The organism is Bacillus kalamii, from assembly GCF_047238185.1.
Taxonomy (GTDB): domain Bacteria; phylum Bacillota; class Bacilli; order Bacillales; family DSM-1321; genus Bacillus_AD.
Genome location: NZ_JBDFMI010000001.1, coordinates 2,761,611 through 2,784,486, shown reverse-complemented (window position 1 = coordinate 2,784,486; position 22,876 = coordinate 2,761,611). Strand labels below are relative to the sequence as shown.

Genomic DNA, 22,876 nt, shown 5'->3' with positions numbered 1-22,876 from the left:
TTAATTGTGTTTGTTGCTCTTGTCATCGGGGTTCCTTATTTTGCAAAAGACCATGGAAAGAAAATCATTATTGCCGGTAAATTAGGGGCTGAGCCTGAAATATTAATTAATATGTACAAAGAATTAATCGAACATGACACTGATTACTCAGTTGAATTGAAGCCTGGCCTCGGTAAGACTTCCTTCGTATTTAATGCATTGAAGTCGGGAAGTATCGACATCTATCCAGAATTCAGCGGCACAGCTATATCGGAATTCATGAAAGAGACCGCTACAAGCACCGATTCGAAGGAAGTGTACGAACAAGCTAAAAAAGGAATGAAAACGAAATTCCAAATGGAACTGCTGAAACCGATGGAATACAACAATACGTATGCGATTGGTGTATCTAAGGAAATAGCGGACCGTTATCATTTAGAAACTATATCAGACCTTAAGGCAGTGGAAAATCAATTAAAGGTTGGATTTACGTTGGAGTTCTCGGACAGGGAAGATGGATATAGGGGTATCAAGAAGAAATATGGAATCCAATTTCCACAGATGAAAACGATGGAACCTAAGCTGCGCTATAATGCCGTCAAAACAGGTGACATCAATGTAGTGGATGCTTACTCGACAGATAGCGAACTCCGACAGTATAAATTGAAAGTATTGAAAGACGATAAACATCTGTTTCCTCCATATCAAGGCGCACCGATGCTGAGGGAAGAAACAATAAAGAAATATCCTGAATTGAAGAAGGCATTGAATAAGCTTGCTGGAAAAATTACTGACGACGAAATGCGCCAAATGAACTATGACGTCAATGTAAATGGCAAGAATCCTGCTGATGTGGCAAAGGCTTATTTAGAAAAAGAGAAATTGAACAACTAATTCCATGAATGGACTATGGTATAGTAAGGTAAAACGGAAGCTAATCGGCTTCCGTTTTTTCATGGGATAAATGGTGTCGGCCATCCTACTTGGCCGGCCTCACCATGCAAGTGCATCGATAGTCAATGAGCCAAGTTCAGAATTCGACCTTTTCAAAAAGGAATGATGAATGGTTTTCTTTTGGAAAATGATCTGATATCCTTAAGCCAGGTTTCTTTCCTCATATTATTATGCTCAATTATGAGCAAGGCTCTTTGAATTTTGTCGCCTTCCATTGACAAAGTTTACTTTTGTTTATATTGAGCAAATAATGAAAGCGCTTTAATATAAAGGTATGAAAGATATCTCGAGATGAAAAAAGCAATTATCAGTAAAATAAACGATTCTATAAAGGAGGATATTATGATAGAGAAACAGACAGAAAAAAAGAATATTCGGGCTTCCATCCAGAAAATGGGCGGGAATTTGGCAGGCATGATTATGCCGAATATCGGAGCCTTCATTGCATGGGGGTTGATTACAGCCTTATTTATATCGACAGGCTGGATGCCGAATGAAGAATTAGCCACACTGGTTGACCCAATGATTAAATACCTGCTTCCGATTTTAATCGGATACACTGCCGGCAAGATGATCTACGATGCCCGGGGAGGTGTAGTCGGCGCCACTGCAACGATGGGTGTAATTGTCGGTGCGGATATACCGATGTTTCTTGGCGCGATGATTATGGGACCAATCGGCGGATTGGCCATTAAACAGGTCGATAAGCTATTCAAGGACCGTGTAAAAGAAGGATTCGAGATGCTGGTCAATAACTTTTCGGCTGGGATTGTAGGTATGATCCTTACCATTCTATCCTTTAAATTGGTCGGGCCGGTTGTGGTTTCCTTCAGCGGTATGTTGGCATCAGGCGTTGAAACGATGATTCAATGGGGAGCACTCCCATTAGCCAGCGTTTTTGTGGAACCAGCTAAGGTTTTATTTTTGAATAATGCAATTAACCATGGAATTCTTAGCCCTATCGGAATTGAGCAGGCAGCAAGTGCAGGGAAGTCTATTCTCTTCTTGATTGAAAGCAATCCTGGGCCAGGACTGGGTATTCTTTTGGCAGTAATGTTATTCGGCAAGGGAGTCGCAAAGAAAACCGCTCCTGGAGCAGCGATCATCCACTTCTTCGGGGGGATACATGAAATTTACTTCCCGTATATATTAATGAAGCCAGTTCTCTTGTTAGCTGCTATTGCCGGAGGAATCGCAGGGGTATTCACATTTGGGCTATTTAATGTGGGACTTGTAGCTGCAGCCTCGCCTGGAAGTATATTTGCTCTGTTAGGCATGACACCAAAAGGAGATTTCCTTGGTGTATTGGCAGGAGTGACAGCAGCAACGGCTGTATCGTTCGTTGTTTCAGCCGTCATTCTTAAAGCATCTAAAGCCTCTGCTGAAGATGGCGAAGGCCTAGATGAAGCTACGAAAAAAATGGAAGACCTTAAAGGAAAGAAAAGCTCGGTTTCTTCCCAATTAACTGCAATCAGCGAAATGGAAGAAGAATCTGTTGATTATAAAGAAATCAGTTTAGTGATTTTTGCCTGCGATGCCGGAATGGGTTCATCTGCGATGGGTGCATCAATCCTAAGAAATATGTTTAAGAAAAATGACATTTCTGTAGAGGTGACCAATATGGCAATCAATAATTTGCCTGCTGATTCGCAAATTATTGTGACCAATAAGACTCTGCTTGAACGCGCCAAGGCAAAGTGCCCACATGCAACTTTTGTTGCAGTCGACAATTTCTTGAATTCCCCTGAGTATAATAAGCTGGCTGATCGATTAAAAGAAAATCAGGAAGAAAAGAGTGCTTAATATTCCTTTAACCCGATGATGCAGGTATTGGGAGGGCCTGGATGCGGGCAGAATAAACGGATCTAAAATAGAAAATACAAAAGAGCTGATGATGGTGTACGTAAACCAAAGAGAATTAGATATTGTGAAACTGTTAATAGATAACGATAGACAGGATTTCATTTCATCCAAACAAATAGCCGAACAGTTAAATGTGAGTGAACGGACCGTACAACGTGAATTGAAGAACGTGGAAGGAACACTTGGCCGATTCCATATTCCTTTAGATAAAAAAGCGGGGAAAGGCGTAATGATCGCCAATGTCCATGCCAGAGAAATCGAGCTGTTAAAAAAAGCCCTTCTAGGATCATTGCAAGCGGAATTCACTGTTCAAGAGAAGGAAGATATGTTGCTGTGGGTTCTATTGAATGATTCTGAGCCGATTAAAGTATCTGCACTTGCATCCCTGTTGGACAGTTCATCCTTTGTGACCAACCAGGTACTGGCAGCAGGGGAAGAAAAGCTGCCTGATTTGCACCTGCAGCTTATCAGAAAGCGCGGCTATGGCATAGATATTCATGGAAATGAAAGAGATAAACGCCGTGCCATCATGAGTCTATTCACTTCGTCAATAGATGAATATGTCTTTTATGAATGGCTGTATAAAGGCGATTATTCCCATCTTATGCTCTCAAGGAAGCAGAGCACTATGCTCAATACAATCAACCACACGATTGCCCGAGCTGTTAAGGAATATTTCGATAAAGAAGAAATGAAGCTTAAGCAGCATATGACGGGAGAAAGCTATTACCGATTATTGATGACGATGATTTTTTCCATGGAACGGTGTTCGAAAAGGTTGTTTGTGGACGATTTTCATGTGAAGCGGGGGAAAATGTACGGAACTCAAGAAATAGAGAACGCACACAGAATTTATTCCTATCTGCATAGTCTGTTGGATATTGAATTCAATGAAAACGAGCTGCATTATATGGCCAATAAGCTGAAGCATATGAAATACCGGACCTCTGAAGGGTTGGCGATTGAAGAAAATATAGAGTTGAATATGCAAATACGCCAGCTGATCACGAATGTATTCAAACAAATGGATATGCCTAAGCCGGATGATAAAACGTTTGAAATGGAGCTGCTCATCCATTTACAGCCTTCCATGCATACACTGCAATCGAACGGCATGATTGAAAATCAATTATTGGACACCATTAAGAAGGAATATAGACAATTATTCACTATCATTAGGGAAGAAGCGGATGCCATCTGGGATGGGCTGAAGATTCCTGATGAGGAAATTGGCTATTTGGTGCTGCATTTCGGATCCTATTTGTTAAAACATCAATCTGTGAGAACTATTCATGTCCTCATCGTCTGCACACATGGGATAGGAAGCTCGAAAATGCTGGCAACCACATTAAAAAGCAGGTTTCCAGCCATGAAAAAAATAGATACAGTCTCTTTGTTCCATTTTGAAAGCATTGACTTGAGCTCCTATGATCTCATATTATCCACGATCCCTTTAGAGGTGGGAAGCCATAAGATCATTCAGGTGAAGTCTTTGCTTACAAATACAGATTTTGAAAAGATTGATGCCTTCTTGAATGAACAGGCAGTCCGAACCAATGAATCAATGGAGACAGATCCTCCGGCAAGCCATATTGTTTCGAATGAATTGAAGCATTTCACTGATATGCAAAGAAGAATGACCGTATTCTCCAGTATTCTCGATCGATATACGGTTCTTTCATTACCTGACATTGAGGATAAGAAGAATATGATGGAACCTTTGCGGGCAATTTGCACCCTACTATTCAAGGAAGGCTTAATCACAGATTGTGAAGCGGTTATTGAAAAAATAGAAGAGCGGGAGAAAATGGGGAAAATAGCTATCCCAGCATCGGACATCGCCTTTTTCCATGCCCGTGACCATCATGTCAGAAAGCCCTTTTTTAAACAATTTACGTTACACAATCCGATTCCCTATGAGGCTACTGATGGAACGGAAATTCAGGTGAAAAATATCATCATCCTGATGGCGCCTATGGAAATGGATCAATATGAACGGGAATGTTTAAGTACCACTTCTGCGAGTTTAATTGAAAGCGCTGACAGCATCAGGCTGTTTAGTTCTGCCAGTGAAAAAGGCATAAAAGATTTTCTCGCAACCACCTATAAAAAATTCATTCTAAACGAGGAAGTGTAAACATCATGGCACTAGTAGCAACAAAAGACATTTATTTGAATCAATCATTCGCATCAAAAGAAGAGGCAATCATTTTTGCAGGAAAATGCCTTGTGGAAAGTGGATATGTATCAGAAGAATATGTACCTGCTATGCTCCAGAGAGAAGAATTGACAACCACGTATATTGGCAATGGGGTTGCCATCCCCCACGGAACAGACGAAGCAAAAGAGACAATTAAGGATTCAGGCATTTCCTTTATCCAAGTGCCTAAGGGAATTGACTTCGGAGAAGGAAATGTAGCAACTATTCTTGTCGGGATTGCCGGAAAGGATAATGAGCATTTGGACATTATATCAAAACTGGCTATCCTATTCTCTGATGAGGATAATGTGGAACAGATTTCAAAAGCTGCAACAATTGATGAAATTATGACTATTATCGAGGGGGCAGAATTATGATCGCTTTACATTTTGGAGCAGGAAATATAGGCAGAGGGTTTGTAGGCCAACTATTGCATGATTCTGGCTACCAAGTCAGATATATTGATATAAATGAAGAAGTCATTGATTTATTAAATAAGGTAGATTCATATGAAATCCATTATGCCAATGATTCAAGAGATGTATTTACCATTTCCGGCACAAAAGGCTACCATATTAATAAAGAGGAAGAAAAGATACTGAATGATTTTGTGGAAGCGGAAATAATCACCACTGCTTTAGGTGTTTCGATATTGCCCCACATTGCTCCCTTAATGGCTAAAGGACTTGAAAGAAGATTCTCAATCAACCAAAAAAAGCTAAATATCATTGCCTGTGAAAATGCTATAAATGCTACCGATCTATTAAAAGAAGAGATTGCCAAGCATTACTCTGGAAATTTGGATGAAGCCCCTGTAGGCTTTCCGAATTCAGCCGTTGACCGGATCGTGCCAAACCAGGACTCAAAAGGCTCATTGAATGTATTGGTAGAACCGTATCATGAATGGGTGATTGAAGAACCGAAAATCCAGGGAAATCATGCGCGGATCCAGAATGCCAAGTATGTTTCCGACTTACAGCCATTCATCGAAAGAAAGCTATTTACGGTAAATACCGGACATGCAATCTGTGCGTATTTTGGCTCAATGTATGGAAAGGAGACCATTCAAGAAGTATTGAAGGATGTCCGATTAAGAAAAATGGTGTATGATGCGCTTCTTGAAACAGGTGCCTTGTTGGTTAAAAAATATGATATTGATCCAGAGGAGCATGCACAATATATCGAAAGTATTTTAGGGCGCTTCGAAAATGAGAATCTTACAGATGAAGTGCACAGGGTAGGCAGGTCACCGATCCGTAAAGTAGGCAACAAAGACAGATTGATCCGTCCGGCAATCGAGTATCTGTCATATGTAGGGCAAGCACCGAAAGCGTTATTGAAAGGGGTTGCTGCCGCATATTCCTACAAAAACGAAAACGACCATGAGTCGATTGAAATCCAAAAAAGCATCCAGGAAAAAGGAATTGTCGAAACAATCGCCCATTATTCACAAATACCGGCGCAATGGGCAATTACACAAGATGTCATTAGCCATTACCGTACATTGAATGATAATGAAGAAGTAGGCTAATGGAGGATATAAACAGAACCCCAATAGGAATATAAATCCGATTAAATTGATGTGTTAACTTTATATTAAGAGATAAAAAACAGAAAGCCATATGCTTTCTGTTTTTTATTTGAAGTATGTCTTGGGCCTTACACTAGCGGAAGAGATGGAGTACCTTTGGAAAGAGGGTATCCCGGACCTTCCGTGGTCCATCTATAGAAACCATTTTTGTAAAAATAGCTTAGTTGAATAACATACCGCCATCGATAATGACTGATTGCCCTGTCATATAATCTGAATCATTAGAGGCTAAATGAGATACGAAATTCGCGACATCTTCAGGTGTTTGTGTGCGGCCAAGCGCAATGCCTTCTGCGTAGGCTTTAAAGGCTTCCCCTTTATTTACTTTCATATATGTAGAAAGCCGTTCATCAAGGAAATCCCACATGTCTGTGCCTACTATACCTGGGCAATAGGCATTGACTGTAATGCCGAAGGGAGCCAATTCCTGTGCAGCTGCCTGAGTCAGTCCCCGGATCGCGAACTTTGTAGCAGAATAAGCTCCTAATAGACTGAATCCTTTATGTGCTGCAATGCTCGCTGCATTGATAATTTTTCCGCCACCTTGTTTTTTCATTTGTTCTGCTGCAGCCTGCATCCCATAAACAGTGCCAAATACATTGATTTCAAAAATCGATTGCAGATCGTGCTCTGTAATCTCCAAAATCGAGCCCACCTGTGCTATACCAGCATTTGAGACAAATACATCTAAACGTCCATAGTGTTCTACTGTCTGGTCAACCAACCTGGATACATCCGCTTTTTTGCTGACATCCCCTTGGATGGCAAGCGCCATATTGGTTCCGCTTGAGGACGTAATTTCATGTGCCACTTTTTCTGCTTTCTCTCCGTGAAGATCATTGATGACCACTGTAAATCCATCTTTGGATAAGCGGTGTGCGATACCCCGGCCGATTCCTGAACCGGCTCCAGTGACAATTGCTACCTTTTGGGAATTTTTCATATTTCCGCTCCTTTATTCAATAATTAATTATATTAAAATAATAACAAATTTCTGATATTTACTCAAACTTCAATCAGTCATGCAGCTTATATGCCCACTCTTTTTTTCCTTTTTTTCTTAAGAAATGAAAACTTTTTTGAAATAGAATTCGTTTACTAATATGTAAGTCTTTTAAACAAAAAGTCGACTTTGTTTTCTTACTTGTATTAACAAAATATGTAAAATAACTTCCAATAAAGAAAGAGTGAAACTTGGATATCGGTTTCGTATAATAAAATCCCGTACTTTATATGGTTAAAATGCAATTTCAATATAATTAATTTCAAATAAATAATAACGGCAGCAGGGGGAAAACAGCAATGAAGAAATGGATGGGCATAGTAGGCCTGACGATTATTTTAATAGGTGCATGTGGGATAGGGAAAAGCATGTGGGAAAAAATGAACATAGAAGTGAAAATGCATTCTGAAACGACCGCGTTTAAAGAAGTGAACATAGAGACAGAGATAGGTAGAAATAAACAATTTGAATATAAAGTTCAAACTGTTGCAACTGTCAATGACGACGTGAATAAGCAGATTCAATCCTATGTTGATAAGCAAAAGACAGATTTCGTAAAGAGGATGCAAGCAAATAAAGAAAAGGCGGCAGGGAATCATACATATGTGTTGCAGGCACAACTACGGCATGTGTCGAATAAATACATCAGTATTGAATATATAGGTCAAGAAACAAAGGGAAGCCAAAAAAGCAAGAAAAGTATTCAGTTAATGACATATGATTTGAAGAACAATAAAAAAGTAGATTTAGAGAATTTGATTCTGAGAGAATCAGCTTGGAATGAGCTTGCTAAACAAGTGAAATTACGTATCCTTCAGGATGGCAAGGCGATGAAGCACACAACCACCGAACAAATAATGCAAGGATTCAGCCAGCCGCAAAAGGAATTCAAGAATTTCAGTTTTACGGAAAAAGGGATGATTGTGTATGTTTCCACTAAAGATATGGATTATCCTTGTTTCATTCCAACAGAGCGCTTGAAAGGGGCAATCGCACAAGAGCAGCTGCCTCCGGTTTATAAAGTGGGCGTTACCAATCCAGAGGTTTTGTCTAACACTGTTGAAGGAACAGGCCCGGAGAACTCAACCAATCAAAAAGTGATTGCATTGACTTTTGATGACGGTCCGCACAAAACAAGAACACCTCAAGTATTGGATACATTAAAGAAGTATAATGCGAAGGCTACCTTTTTCGTATTGGGGGAAATGGCAAAACTGCAACCGGAACTTGTAAAAAGGGCAGCTGCAGAGGGCCATGAAATTGGCAGCCACACATGGAGCCATGTTTTTTTGCCAAAACTTTCATATGAAGATTTATTGCAGCAAATCTATAAAACATCTGAGGTCATAACAAAAACCATCGGCCACCCACCAACTGTTCTAAGGCCTCCTTATGGAGCATATAATGATCAATTGAAAGAGGCATTGAACGTACCAATTGTAAATTGGAATGTAGATACATTGGATTGGAAAATCAGAAATAGCCAAAATATAAAACGAATTGTGAACCAAAATGCTGGAAGTGGAAGTATTGTATTGATGCACGATATCCAGCAAGCGACTGTGGAGGCGTTGGATGGTATTTTAAATACATTGAAGCAGCAGGGATACCGGTTCGTAACGGTAAGTGAATTGTTGAATATTCAGGGCCATCAAGAGCTGGTAGCTGGTAAAGTATTTAACCAAAAAGAATAATCAATAAAGTAGAAGGGAGTCGATAGGGCTTCCTTCTTTTTGTCCCAGCGGCCGGTTTTCCATCAATCCGTGGAGGCAAATATTCATAAAGGGATAGCTTTATGCCTTACAAAAGTGTAAGGTTGTGTAAGGTAAAAAGCATTCATTCCCCACGTACTTTCTATATACTGTAAAGAGGAAGGAAAGGGTTTTATCCATTTTATGGTGGACTATAATGGCGCTTTTATGCTAAGGTATATCTTTTAGGCAGGGATTATGAAATAATAGTCCAATGAATTGGAAACAGTAAATACTATATGATTTTAAAGGAAGACTTATATGAAAAAACACATACCAAATTTATTTACATTTGGAAATCTTTTTTGCGGGTTTCTTTCGCTTTATTTTTCAATGAAAGGCGATATGTGGAATGCCGCAATTTTAATTTTTATTTCGATTATGCTAGATGCCGTCGATGGAAGAGTCGCCCGCATTCTTGGAGTCGCTAACGAAATTGGCAAGCAATTGGATTCATTGGCTGATATTGTATCTTTTGGCGTGGCTCCAGCCTATATCGTTTCACAGGTCTATTTTCAGGATATGGGCGCATGGGGAGTCATACTCACAGGCCTTTTCCCCTTATTCGGTGCCTTTCGCCTGGCAAGATTCAATCTGACGCAATCGGAAGTATCAATGAGATATTTTACAGGAATACCGATTACAATGGCTGGTGGGATTGTCACATTTCTTGTGTTGTTCCATCACTATATACATCCGCTATTCTTTATGATTATCTATTATATTTTGGGCCTAATGATGGTAAGCAAAATAAAAATACCGAGCCTGAAGGATGTAAAGCTCCCGAAAAATGGTATTATCACAAGTATTTTTATGCTCTATATTTTTTATTTGCTATGGCAATCGGATTTTAAGAGAGTGCCCTTCTTATTTTATGTATCTGTCTTAATCTATATCGCATTTATAACGATCCGGTTTATTAAAGAAAAGGAAAAGCCGAAAAAGGTTAAAAAGAAGAAAAAAAAGAAGCGATGAGAAACAAAAAATAAATAAAAATACAGTTTCTATGACCAGTACAACCAAAAGCCGTCCAAAATTGAGAGGACGGCTTTTACTGTTTTATTTAAGCTAAAGACTATCAATAAGCAGACCAGCCGGCATCTGCAGCAATTATGACGCCGTTTACAAATGAAGATTCGCTTGAGCCGAGGAATAAGGCAACATTTGCGATTTCTTCAGGTGTGCCTGCACGAGGCATAATGTTTAATCCCGATGTAGCTCTTTCCATGCCGAATGGATCCGGATTTTTAATGGAAGTCGTTAAGTTAGTTGGAACAGAGCTTGGTCCGATAGCATTGCAACGGATTCCGAGTTTTGCGTACTGTGAAGCCACATTTTTTGTCATACCGACAACCGCATGCTTGGATGCAGTATATGCCAAGCCGCCGCGTCCTCCAGTTACACCGGAAATGCTGGACATATTGACAATGACGCCGGCTTTTTTCGCTTCGAAGATCGGAAGGACTTTACGCATGGAACGCATAACACCAGTTGTATTAATAGCCAACACACGGTCCCATACTTCGTCCGGAACGTTACCAGCGGCAAACATATTGTCCACAATACCTGCATTATTAACTAAAATATCGACTGTTCCAAACGAATCGATGGCTGATTGAACCATGTTGTCGACATCTGCTTCTTCCGTTACATTTGTCTTAACAGCAATGGCATTGCCCCCGAACTCTTTTATTTCCTTAGCAGTCTGCTCAGCTGCCTCCATATTCATATCAGCTAGTACTACATTTGCTCCTTCTCGGGCATATAATAATGTAATCGCTTTCCCTAACCCGGCGCCTGCACCAGTAATAATGGCTGTTTGATTATCCAATCTTCCCATATTAAGACCCCCATTTGTCTTATTTGATTATGGCATCCACTTGATCGAGAAGGAAGCATTCAGCAAAATTCCTTCTTCAACTCTATATTATCATAGTATTTGCTATACTCAAATTAGTTTGGCTTTTCTTGATAGGCATCTTTTTTGACGAAAATGACAGGACAAATTTCTTAATTACAGTTAAGGGAATATAGTAAATGGTATGTGTAAGGAGGGAAATAATGAAACAATTGGCGTGGCATGAAACGTTGGAGCTTCATGAGCTGATCGCAATGCAAAGCAGTCAGCTAATCTCATTAAAAAAAACGATAGGAACTGTTCATGACCCGGAATTAAAGGGACTTTATGAGAAAGCCATCACACAGCTTGAAAAAAACCTCCGCGAGCTTATTTCTTTCATTCCTTTAGCCCAACAGCCAAGGGAAGATGAGAGGGATAGCCAGACAGGTTCACAGGCAGGCAGCCTCCTTGGAATGGCAAAAAGCTGGGTGAAATCCTATGCAGCAGCATTGACTGAAACAGCTACACCGCAATTAAGGATGGTGCTGAAAAATCAGCTGAATCATGCAATTGATTTGCATGCGGCCATTTTTGAATTTATGTTTAAGAATGGTTTTTATCCGGCGTATAACATTGAACAATTATTGCAAAATGATGTAAGCAATGCCCGGAAAGCACTGAATATGTAATTAAAAGAGGCTGCCCTTACTATAAGGGCAGCCTCTTTTGATTCAGGATTCGTTTAATATTTTTTCGATTTCCTTCTTATGATCATAATCATGTTTAATAAGTTCAGTAAAATAGTCGGAAATAGTTTTAGATGAATCCATAGGAAAGGGTTCATGAAAGCGGTGTTCGGGCAGCATGACTAACAACGCCAAAAATCGCTGGCGCACCGTTATGAAAAAATCAATCAATTCCGCTCTCGACATCCTAGTCCATGCTGTATCCCTCGCTTTTTCATCCAACGGCGATGGATCGAATACGACATTGGGCATAGGCTGGTTTTTAAGTAAGTAGGGCATTCGGTATGTGACGATAAATTGATCCAGTTTATTTAACCGGTCAATTAAATAGGGCACACTTTTTGCGTCAGCGGGTGTTTGTTTTGGCCACACATGCTTTGAGACGTTTTTTAATGAACGAACCCATTGATTAAATGATTGTTTTTCCTGTACGATTGAGAGTTTGTCCATTGCAAAACCTCCTTCTTCTTGAAAATAAGCCGGCTGGAATGGATATATAATAGGAATGATTTCAAAGCCGACTTTGAGAATTATAGCAGAATATGGAGAATGAGGGGATTAATTTGCTTACAGAAAAAAACATAGACAAGGTCTATGTTTTTTTCTAATTCTTCCTGACAGAATCAAGCATTTGGATCGCTTCAATTAGATGGTTGCTGAAGATTTTTTTTGCCACGTCCAATAGTTCCATAATCATTGGGTCGCGCAGGGAATAGGCCACTTTATTTCCTTCTTTGCGGCTAGTGACAATATTTTTGCTGCGAAGTACCATTAATTGTTGGGAAACGGCAGAGCCTTCACTGCCAATTAATGATTGCAGTTCATTCACATTTTTTTCTCCATCAGCCAATAGTTCAAGAATTCGGATTCGTAGCGGATGAGCAAGGGCTTTGAAAAAATCTGCTTTAAACTGTTGCATCTCTAAGTTCATGATCGACCTCCGTTTGCATGTGTACAGAACAGGCAGCCTGTTTGGCTTTAGACCGTTTATGGCATTCCGTAAAAGCAAAGTGTTTGCAATTCATGCAATTATGTTCATTTATAATCGACAGGCCATATGAAATGGCAGATTGAGTATCGGCAAAAAAGTGTTCCTGGCCGATCTCGCCATATAGCCCTGTTCGTTTAACAAACTCCAACGGTTGTCCGTTAAGCCCTGACACTATAACCTTACAATGCTTCTTTTTTAATTGTTTCAGTATGCTGTGCATATTATTTTCGCCTGTTGCATCCAAATAAATGACTTTATTCATTTTCAATAACACGACTCTAGGGCAAATATGGAGGGAGTCAAGGACGTGGTACACGAATGTCTCTGCAGCCCCGAAGAATAAGGATCCTTCTACTTCAAACACAGATATTTGTGGGCAAAAATGGGATTCGGATACAGCTTGTGCCGATAATTTACCGCCATTCCTTGCTGGGTCGGGAAGTACATGACTGACTCTAAAAACTTCGCTCATTCTTTTCACAAAGAGGATTGCAGCCAGCAGCAGCCCTACTTCGACCGCTACAGTCAAATTGACAAACACGGTTAGAAGAAAAGTGAGCATCAGTACGATTGAATCGCTTGACCTCGTCTTTAAAATTGCCGCAAATTCTTTGCGCTCACTCATATTCCACGCCACAACCATTAATACAGGAGCCATGGAGGCAAGCGGAATTAAAGAGGCGTAAGGCGCCAATAGAAGCAGGACTGCAAGGACGACCAACCCATGGATGACTCCAGCCATCCGTGTTTGGGCTCCGCTCTTTACATTGGTCGCAGTCCGGGCAATCGCCCCTGTAGCAGGGATACCGCCAAATAATGGCACCACCATATTCGCAATGCCTTGCCCAATCAACTCTTGATTGCTATTATGCCTAGTATCGCTCATGCCATCGGCGACCACCGCAGATAATAGTGATTCGATTGCGCAAAGCATAGCAATCGTAAAGGCAGGACGGATTAATTCAATGACTTCATTGAGTGAAAGGGTAAAGAATGAAAATTGAGGCAGATGATTGGGTATTTCACCGTAAGCCGATCCGATGGTTGCTGCCTGTCCCGGGAAAAATAGGGAGGCAACCATCGTCGATACCAGAATGCCAACAATAGCACCAGGAATTTTCCGCGATACCTTCGGAGTCAAAATAATGGTAAGCAAGCAGATGACGCTAAGAGTGATGCTGTATGGATTAATGGTTGAGATATGGGTAAGGATCTGCTCCACATTTTCATGGAACAATTCCTTCGTCTCTACACCAGCCAATCCGAGGAACTTCGATACTTGCCCGGTAAAGATCGTGACAGCAATTCCTGCCGTGAAGCCTATGATGACTGGCCGGGGAATGTATTTTATTAGAACGCCGAGCTTACAGATGCCCATTAAAATAAGCATAATGCCGGCAAGAAAGCCTGCCACAAGCAATCCCTCATAGCCATAGGAGGCAGTAATGGCAAAAAGAAGCGGTATGAAAGCTCCAGTTGGACCGGCTATTTGGAAACGGGACCCTCCGAATATTGAAACGAGAATGCCGGCTATAATGGTTGTATAAATACCGTATTCTGGTTTTACACCTGAAGCGATGGCGAATGCCATGCCTAAAGGAATGGCTATGACCCCGACAATGATGCCGGCCAGAATATCTTTTTTTCCTTTTTCAATAGAATAATGGCTAAACAAGAAGTAGATCATCTCCTGAACATTTGTATATTCAAATATTTGAACATACCTATATTACGCTTATTTTAATAGTATATCAAGATAATAAAATGGCTATTTTAAGGCAATAAAAAGTAAGCGCTGTCTGAATTTGCAGCTATTATCCTTTCTAAAAAAATTGATATTGATAATCGTTATCACTTATAATGAATCTATTGATACTAGCAAAGGGGCCATTCACAATGAATAGGGAAATATATGATGTCACAATTGTTGGCGGCGGGCCGATTGGCCTTTTTACCGCTTTTTACAGTGGAATGAGAAATCTAAAGACAAAAATAATAGAATGCAAAGACAGACTGGGTGGGAAAATTACGGAATTCTACCCGGATAAAATAATCCGCGATATAGGAGGAATCCCTCTTATTACGGGAGCAAGCCTTGTGGAGCAGCTAGAGGAGCAAGCGAAAACGTTCCGGCCTGAAATCGTCTTTAATCAATTCATATCAGGCTTAAAAAAAATGGAAGACGGGATATTTCAATTGGAAAGTGATACTGGGGAACTGCATTATACACGGACGATTATCTTAACTATTGGACCGGGGGTTTTCAAACCGATCAAACTGGATATTGCTAACTGCGAAGATTATGAGAATCATACCTTGCATTATAAGGTACCTGAATTAAACCACTTCCATGGAAAAAATGTATGTATTTCCGGAGGCGGGGATGCAGCGGTCGATTGGGCCAATCAGTTGGCTTCATATGCAACATCTGTAATGGTTGTCCATAGAAGGGACGGGTTCAATGGCCATGAAAGCTCAATAGAAAATATGAAGGAAAATGCCAAGGTCTATTCCTCTTTTTATATTAAAGACATCAAAGGGCAAGAAAAGAAACTGCAAACAGCGGTCATCGAGCATATGGAAACAGGCGAGTTAGTAGAACTTGAAGTTGACGAATTGATCGTTAACCATGGCATTCAAGGCGATTTGGGCGGAATCAATGAATGGGGTCTTCTTATAGAAAATGACAAGATTGCCGTAAACGAATCGATGGAAACGAATATTCCAGGCATATTTGCTGCGGGAGATGCGGTAACCTATCCTACTAAACTTAAATTAATTGCAGGCGGTTTCACAGAAGGCCCGATAGCTTTGAATAGTGCTAAGCGTTATATGGAGCCTGGCGCCGAAGAGATGGCAATGTATTCTACACATCACGAAAAATGGGTGTAAGCTCCATTCTTCTGTATGTTCATCTGGTATAATATGGATATACGGAAAGGATGGGGAAGATACAATGGCAAAATTAGAATTCAACGTTAATTTGTCTCCATTGGATGCTCAAGCAAAGCTTACTGAACAGGAAAGAATTGTAGGGAAGCTTGTGCATTTGGAATATGTGCCGTTAGTAAATGGTAAAGAAATCACGATTTCCGTCTTTGAGCGATATTTTATACGTGTTTCCAACCGCGCTGCCTTGACAGTCATCTGCAATAATCAAGATGGGGTGACGAATGTTAAAATGATTACAACTGGCAGTTCAGAAGGGATGGTCTTTCATTTTGATTGGGGAGCATCCAAAAGCTATGTGAATGAAGCGGCGCAAATTTTGGAGCACTATATAGAGGTTTAGCATTTTGATGAGAGAAGGAATAGGAAATAAATATAAAGAGTGGACATAGGCTGGATAACAGTTTTTGTCCGCTTTTTTTTATCAAACAAAGTCATCAAGCGTAAATCCATGCTGCACAGTATATAAAGCTTTGCTCACCAATTTGGCATTTTCCTTTGTTCTTACGCTGTGCCCAATCAGCAATACTCAAATTTAGTTCCAGGTATTCTTAACACGTACATAAGTCAGGTAACATATAACGATAGCTAGTTCTTCTTGGTGATGAAAACCTTGGTCTAACTTGTTGCCCACTTTTTCTTCATTGCAGTAGGAATTATGGGGGCTACTGTATAAGACAATATCCATCCTTCCTTTTCGAAGGCATTCATTCGCACAATAAACCACCCGTTATCACGGGTGGTTTTGGTTATTTTCTTATTTATAGCAAAGAGCTTAATTCAATTTCTTCTATTTTAGCGGGAGCATGCAGGCAGTCTGTGTAGACCGCTATGATATGTCTATCATCCGGACTGTATATGGACATATGGTTGTGGTCATATTCCCCTGAATAAATATCAATTGTTTCCAAAGGTGTTTGTTGAAATCTTCCTGATTTATAAATGGCTTCTTTCATGGTCCAAATCCGATAGAATAAGGGCTGCCAGTTTTTTATTTTTGACAATGAATCTCGTTCTGAAGGAGATAGGCATTGCAGAACCAATTCATAATCAATAGGCAGTATTTGTTCAATGTCTACACCTATATAGCCTCTATCGGTAATACCGATGATCACCCAATCTCCAGAATGGGAAAGATTGAAATCTCCTTCCCATGTGATCGATTCTTCGATAAAGGGTCTGCCTGATGCAGTTTTTTTAAGCTGAAATTCATTTTGACCAAATTGCTTGAGAACCCAATCTATTAATCGTATGCCTATAAGTGATCGTTTTCTGTCTGCCCTCCCATGATAGGATAATACTTTCTTTTTTTCTAAAAGAGAGCATTTATCTAGAAGCCTCATGAAGTCTACTTCTGATAAACCGTCGCCTGCCTTAACCTTATATAGTTTCAGTTTTCTTGGTTCTGAATACATCATTTAAACATGAGCTGGAATGCGTGCGACAGGGAAGTAACCTGATTTCGCTCCATAGTCGATTAATATTTGTATTAAAGCTTGATCTGGTAGTGCACAGTTTATGCCGATGTTCTGGGCAGCTTGCTTAGTCCTAGGGGCGCAGAAACGGATTTCTGAGTTCTTCGCACCTTCTCCTTCAAGCTGAGAAATGGCCAGTTCTAAATAAGGCCGCATTTCCTTTTTATGCTCGCCATTCAATAGCCATTGTTCGTAATCGGCCAATTCCATCGTCTCAATCTCGTATCCCATTTGTTGTAGAGAGCGAATGAAATCACTGTGCCTGATTTGTACCGGATTGCATAGATGGAAGGTTTCACCCATATGGTTTTGGTTTTCTATGATTCCTATTATGGCTTTGCTGACATAATCTACAGGAGCTATATCGATAAACCAGTGGACGTTTGGTGCTTTCTTAAGGAAAAGCATGGCTTTAATCATTCTGTAAAATGCATTTTCGTCCATGTTTTGTTGGAAATAGCCTTTTGTAGAATGGCAGGATAGATTGCCGACTCTGTAAATATTGACAGGTATATTGTTTTTCATGCCTGCTTGTCTGACTGCTTCTTCAGCCTGAAGTTTACTTTGTGTATAAACATTATCAAGAGTGACGGTATAATCAAAGTCTCCAGTCTGTTGATAATGATTCCATTGGCCACTATGAGCCAATTCTTCAGGAATGCCGATGGTAGAAATGTGGTGGAATTGGATTCCATTCTTTTGCATCGCAAGTTCAATTAGCTGTGTGGTTCCCCGGACATTGACTGATTCGAAGTGGGCAGCCTCACCGAAATGCCTAACATCTGCGCCACAGTGAATAATGGAACCGATGTTTGACAGTATTTCCAAGCGGATAGCGTTATCCATCCCTAAACCTTCTTCACCTAAATCAGCATGTACAGGTATGATTCGATCAAAGAAGCTTTCAGAAATATCACTTCCAAAATAGAAATTCAATTGATTCCGAATTCTGTTCATACCTGATATCCCTTTTTTAGGACGAACCGTACAATAGATTGTTGAGTCAGTTGTATTCAGCAGTTCAAAAAGCAAATGGCTGCCTAAGTAACCAGTTGCCCCGGTTAATAGAATGCTATTTATATGGGCATCCTGAAAATCGTCCATGTTATAGACGATAGCAGGAGGTTCGATAAGGTCTTTCATTTCCCAATGTGTCTGTTCTTCAGATGTAGGTGCAGGAGTAACGGGTTCACTTATCAAAATGTATTGTTCCATTTCTTCTATTGTTCGATATTGATAGAAGTCCTGTATTTTGAGGAATGGGAAATGCTTTTTGACTTGGACCAAAATCTGCAAAATTTTTAGGGAATGCCCACCAATGTGGAAGAAATCATCATCTATCCCGATTTGGGTTATGCCTAATGTGTGTTCCCAGGCTTCCGTCAATATATGCTGAATATCCGTTTCCGCCTGTTTATATATTTTTTTCGTCTGAATACTCATTATTTGTTCGGTTTCTTCCAACTTTTTCCGATCCACTTTACCAGTTGGAGCCAAAGGCATTTCTTCCAATTGAACGAAGCTGGAGGGAACCATGTATTCGGGTAGGTGTTTACTTAAAAAGCCGCGAATTTGTTCTTCCTTAATGGTTCCTTGCGTACATGTAAAAAAGGCATGTAATGTATTATTGTTATCTGTCCCTTTTTTAGGGATGATAACCGTTTCACTGATTTGGGCATGCCGGGCCAGTACATCTTCTATTTCACCGATTTCAATCCGGAATCCTCTAACCTTGACCTGCGAATCCTTTCTGCCTATGAACTCGATCTCTCCGCCTGGCAGTAAACGCACCATATCACCAGTACGATAGATTCGTTCACCAATACTATTGGAAAAAGGATGAGGTATAAATACCTCCGTGGTTTTTTCTGGTCTCTTCCAGTATCCTTCCGCAAGGCCAATACCGCCTATGCAAAGCTCTCCAGGTACATTTACAGGTGAAAGCTGATTATACGAGTTCAATATATAGGCTTCATAATTACCTATCGGGTGGCCTATCGGAATAGTGGACTGCTCTTCAGGCAATGCCCCCGATACTCGGCCCATTGTTGAGATAACCGTACATTCTGTCGGACCATACAGGTTCAATACATCCATATCAGTCCCTACTTTACTTTGCCAGTTTCTTACCATAGAACCAATAAGGGCTTCACCACCCATTGAGATGTTTTTTACCGATTGGAATCGATATCCTTCAGACGAAGGTAAATGCATAGCTAGTTGATTGAAGAAAGCAGTGGGCAATATAATGCCGGTTGCTTGTATTCTTTCCACAGCAACTGCGAAATCCTCTATCGATATTCTTTCGAGTTCTGTAAGCAGATGGAGCCTAGCTCCTGAGAAAAGGGTCATAAATGTTTCTGCCACAGAGGGATCGAAGCTAAAGGAGAAGAATTGAGTATAAACATCTTCTTTTGTACAGCCATATATATCGAATAGAGATGCAACAAGATTAGTTACATTCCTATGTGTCAGCAAAGTTCCTTTCGGTTTTCCAGTTGAGCCAGATGTATAAATAACATAAGCTATGTCATCGGGTGTGACATTTATACTAACGGTAGAATCTGGGTACTCGGTAAGAGGCTCATCCATGAAATGTATATAAGGATTTGAAACTGGGCTTGTGATCATGTTCTTTAATAAATCAGAATATGTTCTTTTAGTTAAAATGAACTTACTGTCTGTATCATTCAGCAAATAGGCGCATCGTTCCTCAGGATATGTAGGGTCGATAGGGACGTATGCACCGCCGGCTTTCAGCACGCCGACAATGCTGATGATTGTTTCTAAACTCCTTTCCATAAGGATGGAGACAAAATTCCCTTTTTGTAGACCTTTAGCCAACAGCATATGTGCAATTGCATCGGATTTCTCATTCAGTTCGCTGTATGTAAGTTGTGCTGAATCAGTAGAAAGGGCAATCCGTTCAGGGAATCTTCTTACAGTAGCAATAAACAAGTCGGCAATAGAAGCATCTTTAGGATAATCAAGAGCTGTTTCATTCAATCTTTTATATAGATTTTTTTCCTTTTCAGTCATCATCTTTAATTCGCTGATCAGGGAGTGATTGTCAGCAAGATTCATTGAATCCAACAGTTTTTCATACTGTTGGATGAATCGATTGATGCTTTCTCTATTAAATAATGTAGCGTTGTAAGTTACATGAATGGATAATAGGCCATTTCGATACTCAACCTGCCAGTGGATATCTGTTTCGACAAAATCAATGGCAGGAGATACAATGCTTCCATAATGGAATCCAACAGGATAGAGAGGGCGGCCGGGATCCTTATGGGCGATTAGATCATGTAGATGCGGATCTAGGCCATTACTATAGCGTTGAATCTCCATATCTGTACACTGTTTTTGTACTCTTTCTAACAGTGATGATAAGGTTTCAGAAGTGGCCATTTGAAATCTGAACGGTATAATATTTCTGCTATGTGCATCTGCGTGGCCTATAAAAAGGTCTACCTCATTACAACTGTTATGAGTCCATAATAGAAAGGCTGCCAGCAGATATGCATGGATTTTTTCCTCTTTTGAGGTGCTTCCCATGTGGGATGGGACTTGTAAGTCTATCGTAATCTTTGTTTGAAACTGTTCCTCTTGATAAGTGAAAATGGATGGTCTACTATAATCAATCGGTAAATCGATGGGGGTTACCGGTTTTTCCAATTGCGCTTGCCAATAATCCATATGTTGGTTCGACATTATTTATCTCCCTCATTGACTGTAAATTTTTCTACTGTTGTTTGCAATCTATCTGAAAGGCGTTTCAACTCGTAGGACTCTTCTGTCATATCTTCGATAATATCTAATTGTGACAGAGAGGAATCCGCTACTTCTTTTGTATTATCACGGGATTTCTTCGAAATATTTTCCATGATTTGCACTGACTGTGTAACTTCTTCTGATCCTGCAGTTATTTCTTCGAATGTAGCAGTGATTTCCTGTATCTGTTCAGAAACAAGTCGGATGGAATCAAGAATTTGAGCAAAGGACGAATCTGATTCGTTAACATGGAGAATACCTTGGTTCACTTCCTGAACGGCATTTTCCATTGTCAGGACTGTTTCACTTGTAAGTGTCTGTACTTTAGTCAAAATCTCAGATATTTGGCGAGTGGACTCGCTTGATTGCTCGGCTAGTTTTCTTACTTCATCGGCTACTACCGCGAATCCTCTTCCATGCTCGCCGGCACGTGAAGCTTCAATGGCGGCATTAAGGGCAAGCAGATTAGTCTGAGTGGCAATATCAGTGATAATCTTAACAATACCTTGTATTTGTTCTGAGTGTTTATTCAATGATTGTACGAGATTGGCAGATTGATGGACCGTTTGATTAATGAGAGTCATCTGCTGAACCGTTTTTTCTGTTACCTTATTTCCTTTTGCAGCATCATCAGATGAATGGATAGCATTCTCAGAAATAATGGCAGCAGATTCAGTAATGCGCTGGATGCCTAATGACATTTCTTCAATGATTCTGGTTGTTTGTCCTGTGTGATCCACTTGTGAATCTGTTCCACTAGCAATTTCCTGCATGGAACCAACAATCTGGTTGGTTAGACCTCTGACACCATTCATATTATTCGATAACGATGTGGAGGATGTTTCTACTTCAGAAGCGGCTTTTTTTACAGAAATGATGATGGTTCGCAAATGATCAATCATACTATTGAAATTTTCTGTTAAGATGCCGATTTCGTCCTTGGATTTTACTTCAATTGGCTCAATATCCAGATTTCCTTCAGCAACTTTCTTGGAAGCTTCCGATAAGCTGTTAATTGGTTTGAAGTACTTTGCCACAAAGAAACGAACAAAAATACTTGATATGATTAAGAACACGATTGTCATGTAAAAGACTTTCAGTGCTTCTTCCAATGCCTTGCTTTTCACTGAAGAAACATCATAATCGACAGCATAGACAGCAATTACATTGCCGTCATCATCAAGAAGCGGTGCTAAACCGGTTTTATATTGACCATATTGATCTCCATATATCTCTGTTGCCAATACTTTTTTTGATTTAAAGACCTGGTCGATTTTAGAGATATATTTTTTCGAAATGCCTATTGATTCAAGTTCCGAATCGTAAGATACTCCTGCATCGAGAATACTGGATGATAAAACTGGTGCATGATATTTACCATTTACTTTACTGATTAAGTTCAAGTTGGTTATGACACTTGAATGTTGATTTATGTAATCCATTTCTTTAGTTAAGTCGCGCACATCTGGATTTTGATCATTTGGTTGACCTAATGCGGATAAAATTTTCTCTTTGTTGGTCGATTGAGCAATAATGAGAGCTGAATCATGCAAAGCATTATTCATATCCTTCAAATTACTTGATTTGATGGTGTAGTAAGCAATACCCATTGTGAATATTCCTAAGGTGAAAATAATTAAGATAATGATTAAATTTAGTTTGGTGCTTACTGTGAGATTTTTCCTGTTTCGTTTTTTCATTTTTACTCTCCTAAAATATTTTTTAAGGGCATAATTAAACGAACAAATACATGTTTTACC

18 protein-coding genes are annotated in these 22,876 nt (G+C 40.0%); 10 read left to right on the top strand and 8 right to left on the bottom strand.

Annotated elements, in window-relative coordinates; translation table 11 throughout:
• Positions 1-6 precede the first annotated feature (6 nt).
• The 5 genes from ABC357_RS13830 to ABC357_RS13810 all read left to right on the top strand — a co-directional run bounded on the left by ABC357_RS13830 (position 7) and on the right by ABC357_RS13810 (position 6,527).
• Positions 7-873, top strand: a complete 867-nt coding sequence (locus ABC357_RS13830; RefSeq protein WP_412888662.1) for a glycine betaine ABC transporter substrate-binding protein — start codon at positions 7-9, stop codon at positions 871-873.
• Between the two features lie 402 nt (positions 874-1,275).
• On the top strand, positions 1,276-2,736 hold the full coding sequence (locus ABC357_RS13825; protein ID WP_412888075.1) for a PTS mannitol transporter subunit IIBC: 1,461 nt from the start codon (positions 1,276-1,278) through the stop codon (positions 2,734-2,736).
• A gap of 88 nt (positions 2,737-2,824) precedes the next feature.
• Positions 2,825-4,933, top strand: coding sequence for a BglG family transcription antiterminator (locus ABC357_RS13820; protein WP_412888074.1), 2,109 nt, complete (start codon positions 2,825-2,827; stop codon positions 4,931-4,933).
• A 5-nt stretch (positions 4,934-4,938) separates the two neighbouring features.
• Positions 4,939-5,373, top strand: coding sequence for a PTS mannitol transporter subunit IIA (locus tag ABC357_RS13815; RefSeq protein WP_412888073.1), 435 nt, complete (start codon positions 4,939-4,941; stop codon positions 5,371-5,373).
• Positions 5,370-6,527 carry a mannitol-1-phosphate 5-dehydrogenase gene (locus ABC357_RS13810; protein WP_412888072.1) on the top strand — a complete coding sequence of 386 codons (1,158 nt, stop codon included), beginning with the start codon at positions 5,370-5,372 and terminating at the stop codon, positions 6,525-6,527. Before ABC357_RS13815 ends, ABC357_RS13810 begins: the two co-directional genes overlap by 4 nt.
• 220 nt (positions 6,528-6,747) lie before the next feature.
• Here ABC357_RS13810 and ABC357_RS13805 read toward each other — a convergent pair whose 3' ends face one another.
• Complete coding sequence (locus ABC357_RS13805) at positions 6,748-7,530, bottom strand: acetoin reductase (RefSeq protein WP_412888071.1); 783 nt, start codon at positions 7,528-7,530, stop codon at positions 6,748-6,750.
• Between the two features lie 359 nt (positions 7,531-7,889).
• Between ABC357_RS13805 and ABC357_RS13800 the strand changes: the two genes are divergently transcribed.
• Both ABC357_RS13800 and pssA read left to right on the top strand, forming a co-directional pair.
• Positions 7,890-9,284 (top strand): polysaccharide deacetylase family protein, encoded by a 1,395-nt coding sequence (locus ABC357_RS13800; RefSeq protein WP_412888070.1) that lies wholly within the window; start codon positions 7,890-7,892, stop codon positions 9,282-9,284.
• A 318-nt stretch (positions 9,285-9,602) separates the two neighbouring features.
• On the top strand, positions 9,603-10,316 hold the full coding sequence (pssA, locus tag ABC357_RS13795) for a CDP-diacylglycerol--serine O-phosphatidyltransferase (RefSeq protein WP_412888069.1): 714 nt from the start codon (positions 9,603-9,605) through the stop codon (positions 10,314-10,316).
• Positions 10,317-10,419: 103 nt separating this feature from the next.
• Here pssA and ABC357_RS13790 read toward each other — a convergent pair whose 3' ends face one another.
• The gene (locus tag ABC357_RS13790; RefSeq protein ID WP_412888068.1) at positions 10,420-11,181 is read right to left on the bottom strand and encodes a glucose 1-dehydrogenase; all 762 of its coding nucleotides are present in this window, start codon (positions 11,179-11,181) and stop codon (positions 10,420-10,422) included.
• A gap of 221 nt (positions 11,182-11,402) precedes the next feature.
• On the opposite strand from ABC357_RS13790, the gene ABC357_RS13785 reads away from it, so the two are divergent.
• Positions 11,403-11,870: a spore coat protein gene (locus tag ABC357_RS13785; RefSeq protein WP_412888067.1), complete on the top strand. Its 468-nt coding sequence runs from the start codon at positions 11,403-11,405 to the stop codon at positions 11,868-11,870.
• Positions 11,871-11,912: 42 nt separating this feature from the next.
• Here the strand turns inward: ABC357_RS13785 and ABC357_RS13780 are convergent, their stop codons facing one another.
• The 3 genes from ABC357_RS13780 to ABC357_RS13770 form a co-directional block, all read right to left on the bottom strand.
• The gene (locus ABC357_RS13780; protein ID WP_412888066.1) at positions 11,913-12,377 is read right to left on the bottom strand and encodes a DinB family protein; all 465 of its coding nucleotides are present in this window, start codon (positions 12,375-12,377) and stop codon (positions 11,913-11,915) included.
• A gap of 154 nt (positions 12,378-12,531) precedes the next feature.
• Positions 12,532-12,858, bottom strand: coding sequence for an ArsR/SmtB family transcription factor (locus ABC357_RS13775; RefSeq protein ID WP_412888065.1), 327 nt, complete (start codon positions 12,856-12,858; stop codon positions 12,532-12,534).
• Positions 12,833-14,593, bottom strand: coding sequence for a SulP family inorganic anion transporter (locus ABC357_RS13770; protein ID WP_412888064.1), 1,761 nt, complete (start codon positions 14,591-14,593; stop codon positions 12,833-12,835). The genes ABC357_RS13775 and ABC357_RS13770 overlap by 26 nt, the downstream gene beginning before the upstream one ends.
• A 221-nt stretch (positions 14,594-14,814) precedes the next feature.
• Here ABC357_RS13770 and ABC357_RS13765 point away from each other — a divergent pair, with 221 nt between their 5' ends.
• Together ABC357_RS13765 and ABC357_RS13760 are read left to right on the top strand one after the other, a co-directional pair.
• Positions 14,815-15,810: an NAD(P)/FAD-dependent oxidoreductase gene (locus tag ABC357_RS13765; protein WP_412888063.1), complete on the top strand. Its 996-nt coding sequence runs from the start codon at positions 14,815-14,817 to the stop codon at positions 15,808-15,810.
• A gap of 64 nt (positions 15,811-15,874) precedes the next feature.
• Entirely contained in the window at positions 15,875-16,210 is a 336-nt protein-coding gene (locus ABC357_RS13760) for a DUF6054 family protein (RefSeq protein WP_412888062.1), read from the top strand.
• A gap of 418 nt (positions 16,211-16,628) precedes the next feature.
• On the opposite strand, the gene ABC357_RS13755 is transcribed toward ABC357_RS13760, so the two are convergent.
• The 3 genes from ABC357_RS13755 to ABC357_RS13745 all read right to left on the bottom strand — a co-directional run bounded on the left by ABC357_RS13755 (position 16,629) and on the right by ABC357_RS13745 (position 22,816).
• Entirely contained in the window at positions 16,629-17,210 is a 582-nt protein-coding gene (locus ABC357_RS13755; protein WP_412888061.1) for a 4'-phosphopantetheinyl transferase family protein, read from the bottom strand.
• 75 nt (positions 17,211-17,285) lie between these two features.
• Complete coding sequence (locus ABC357_RS13750) at positions 17,286-21,056, bottom strand: non-ribosomal peptide synthetase family protein (RefSeq protein ID WP_412888060.1); 3,771 nt, start codon at positions 21,054-21,056, stop codon at positions 17,286-17,288.
• Positions 21,056-22,816 carry a methyl-accepting chemotaxis protein gene (locus ABC357_RS13745; RefSeq protein WP_412888059.1) on the bottom strand — a complete coding sequence of 587 codons (1,761 nt, stop codon included), beginning with the start codon at positions 22,814-22,816 and terminating at the stop codon, positions 21,056-21,058. Before ABC357_RS13745 ends, ABC357_RS13750 begins: the two co-directional genes overlap by 1 nt.
• Positions 22,817-22,876 lie beyond the last annotated feature (60 nt).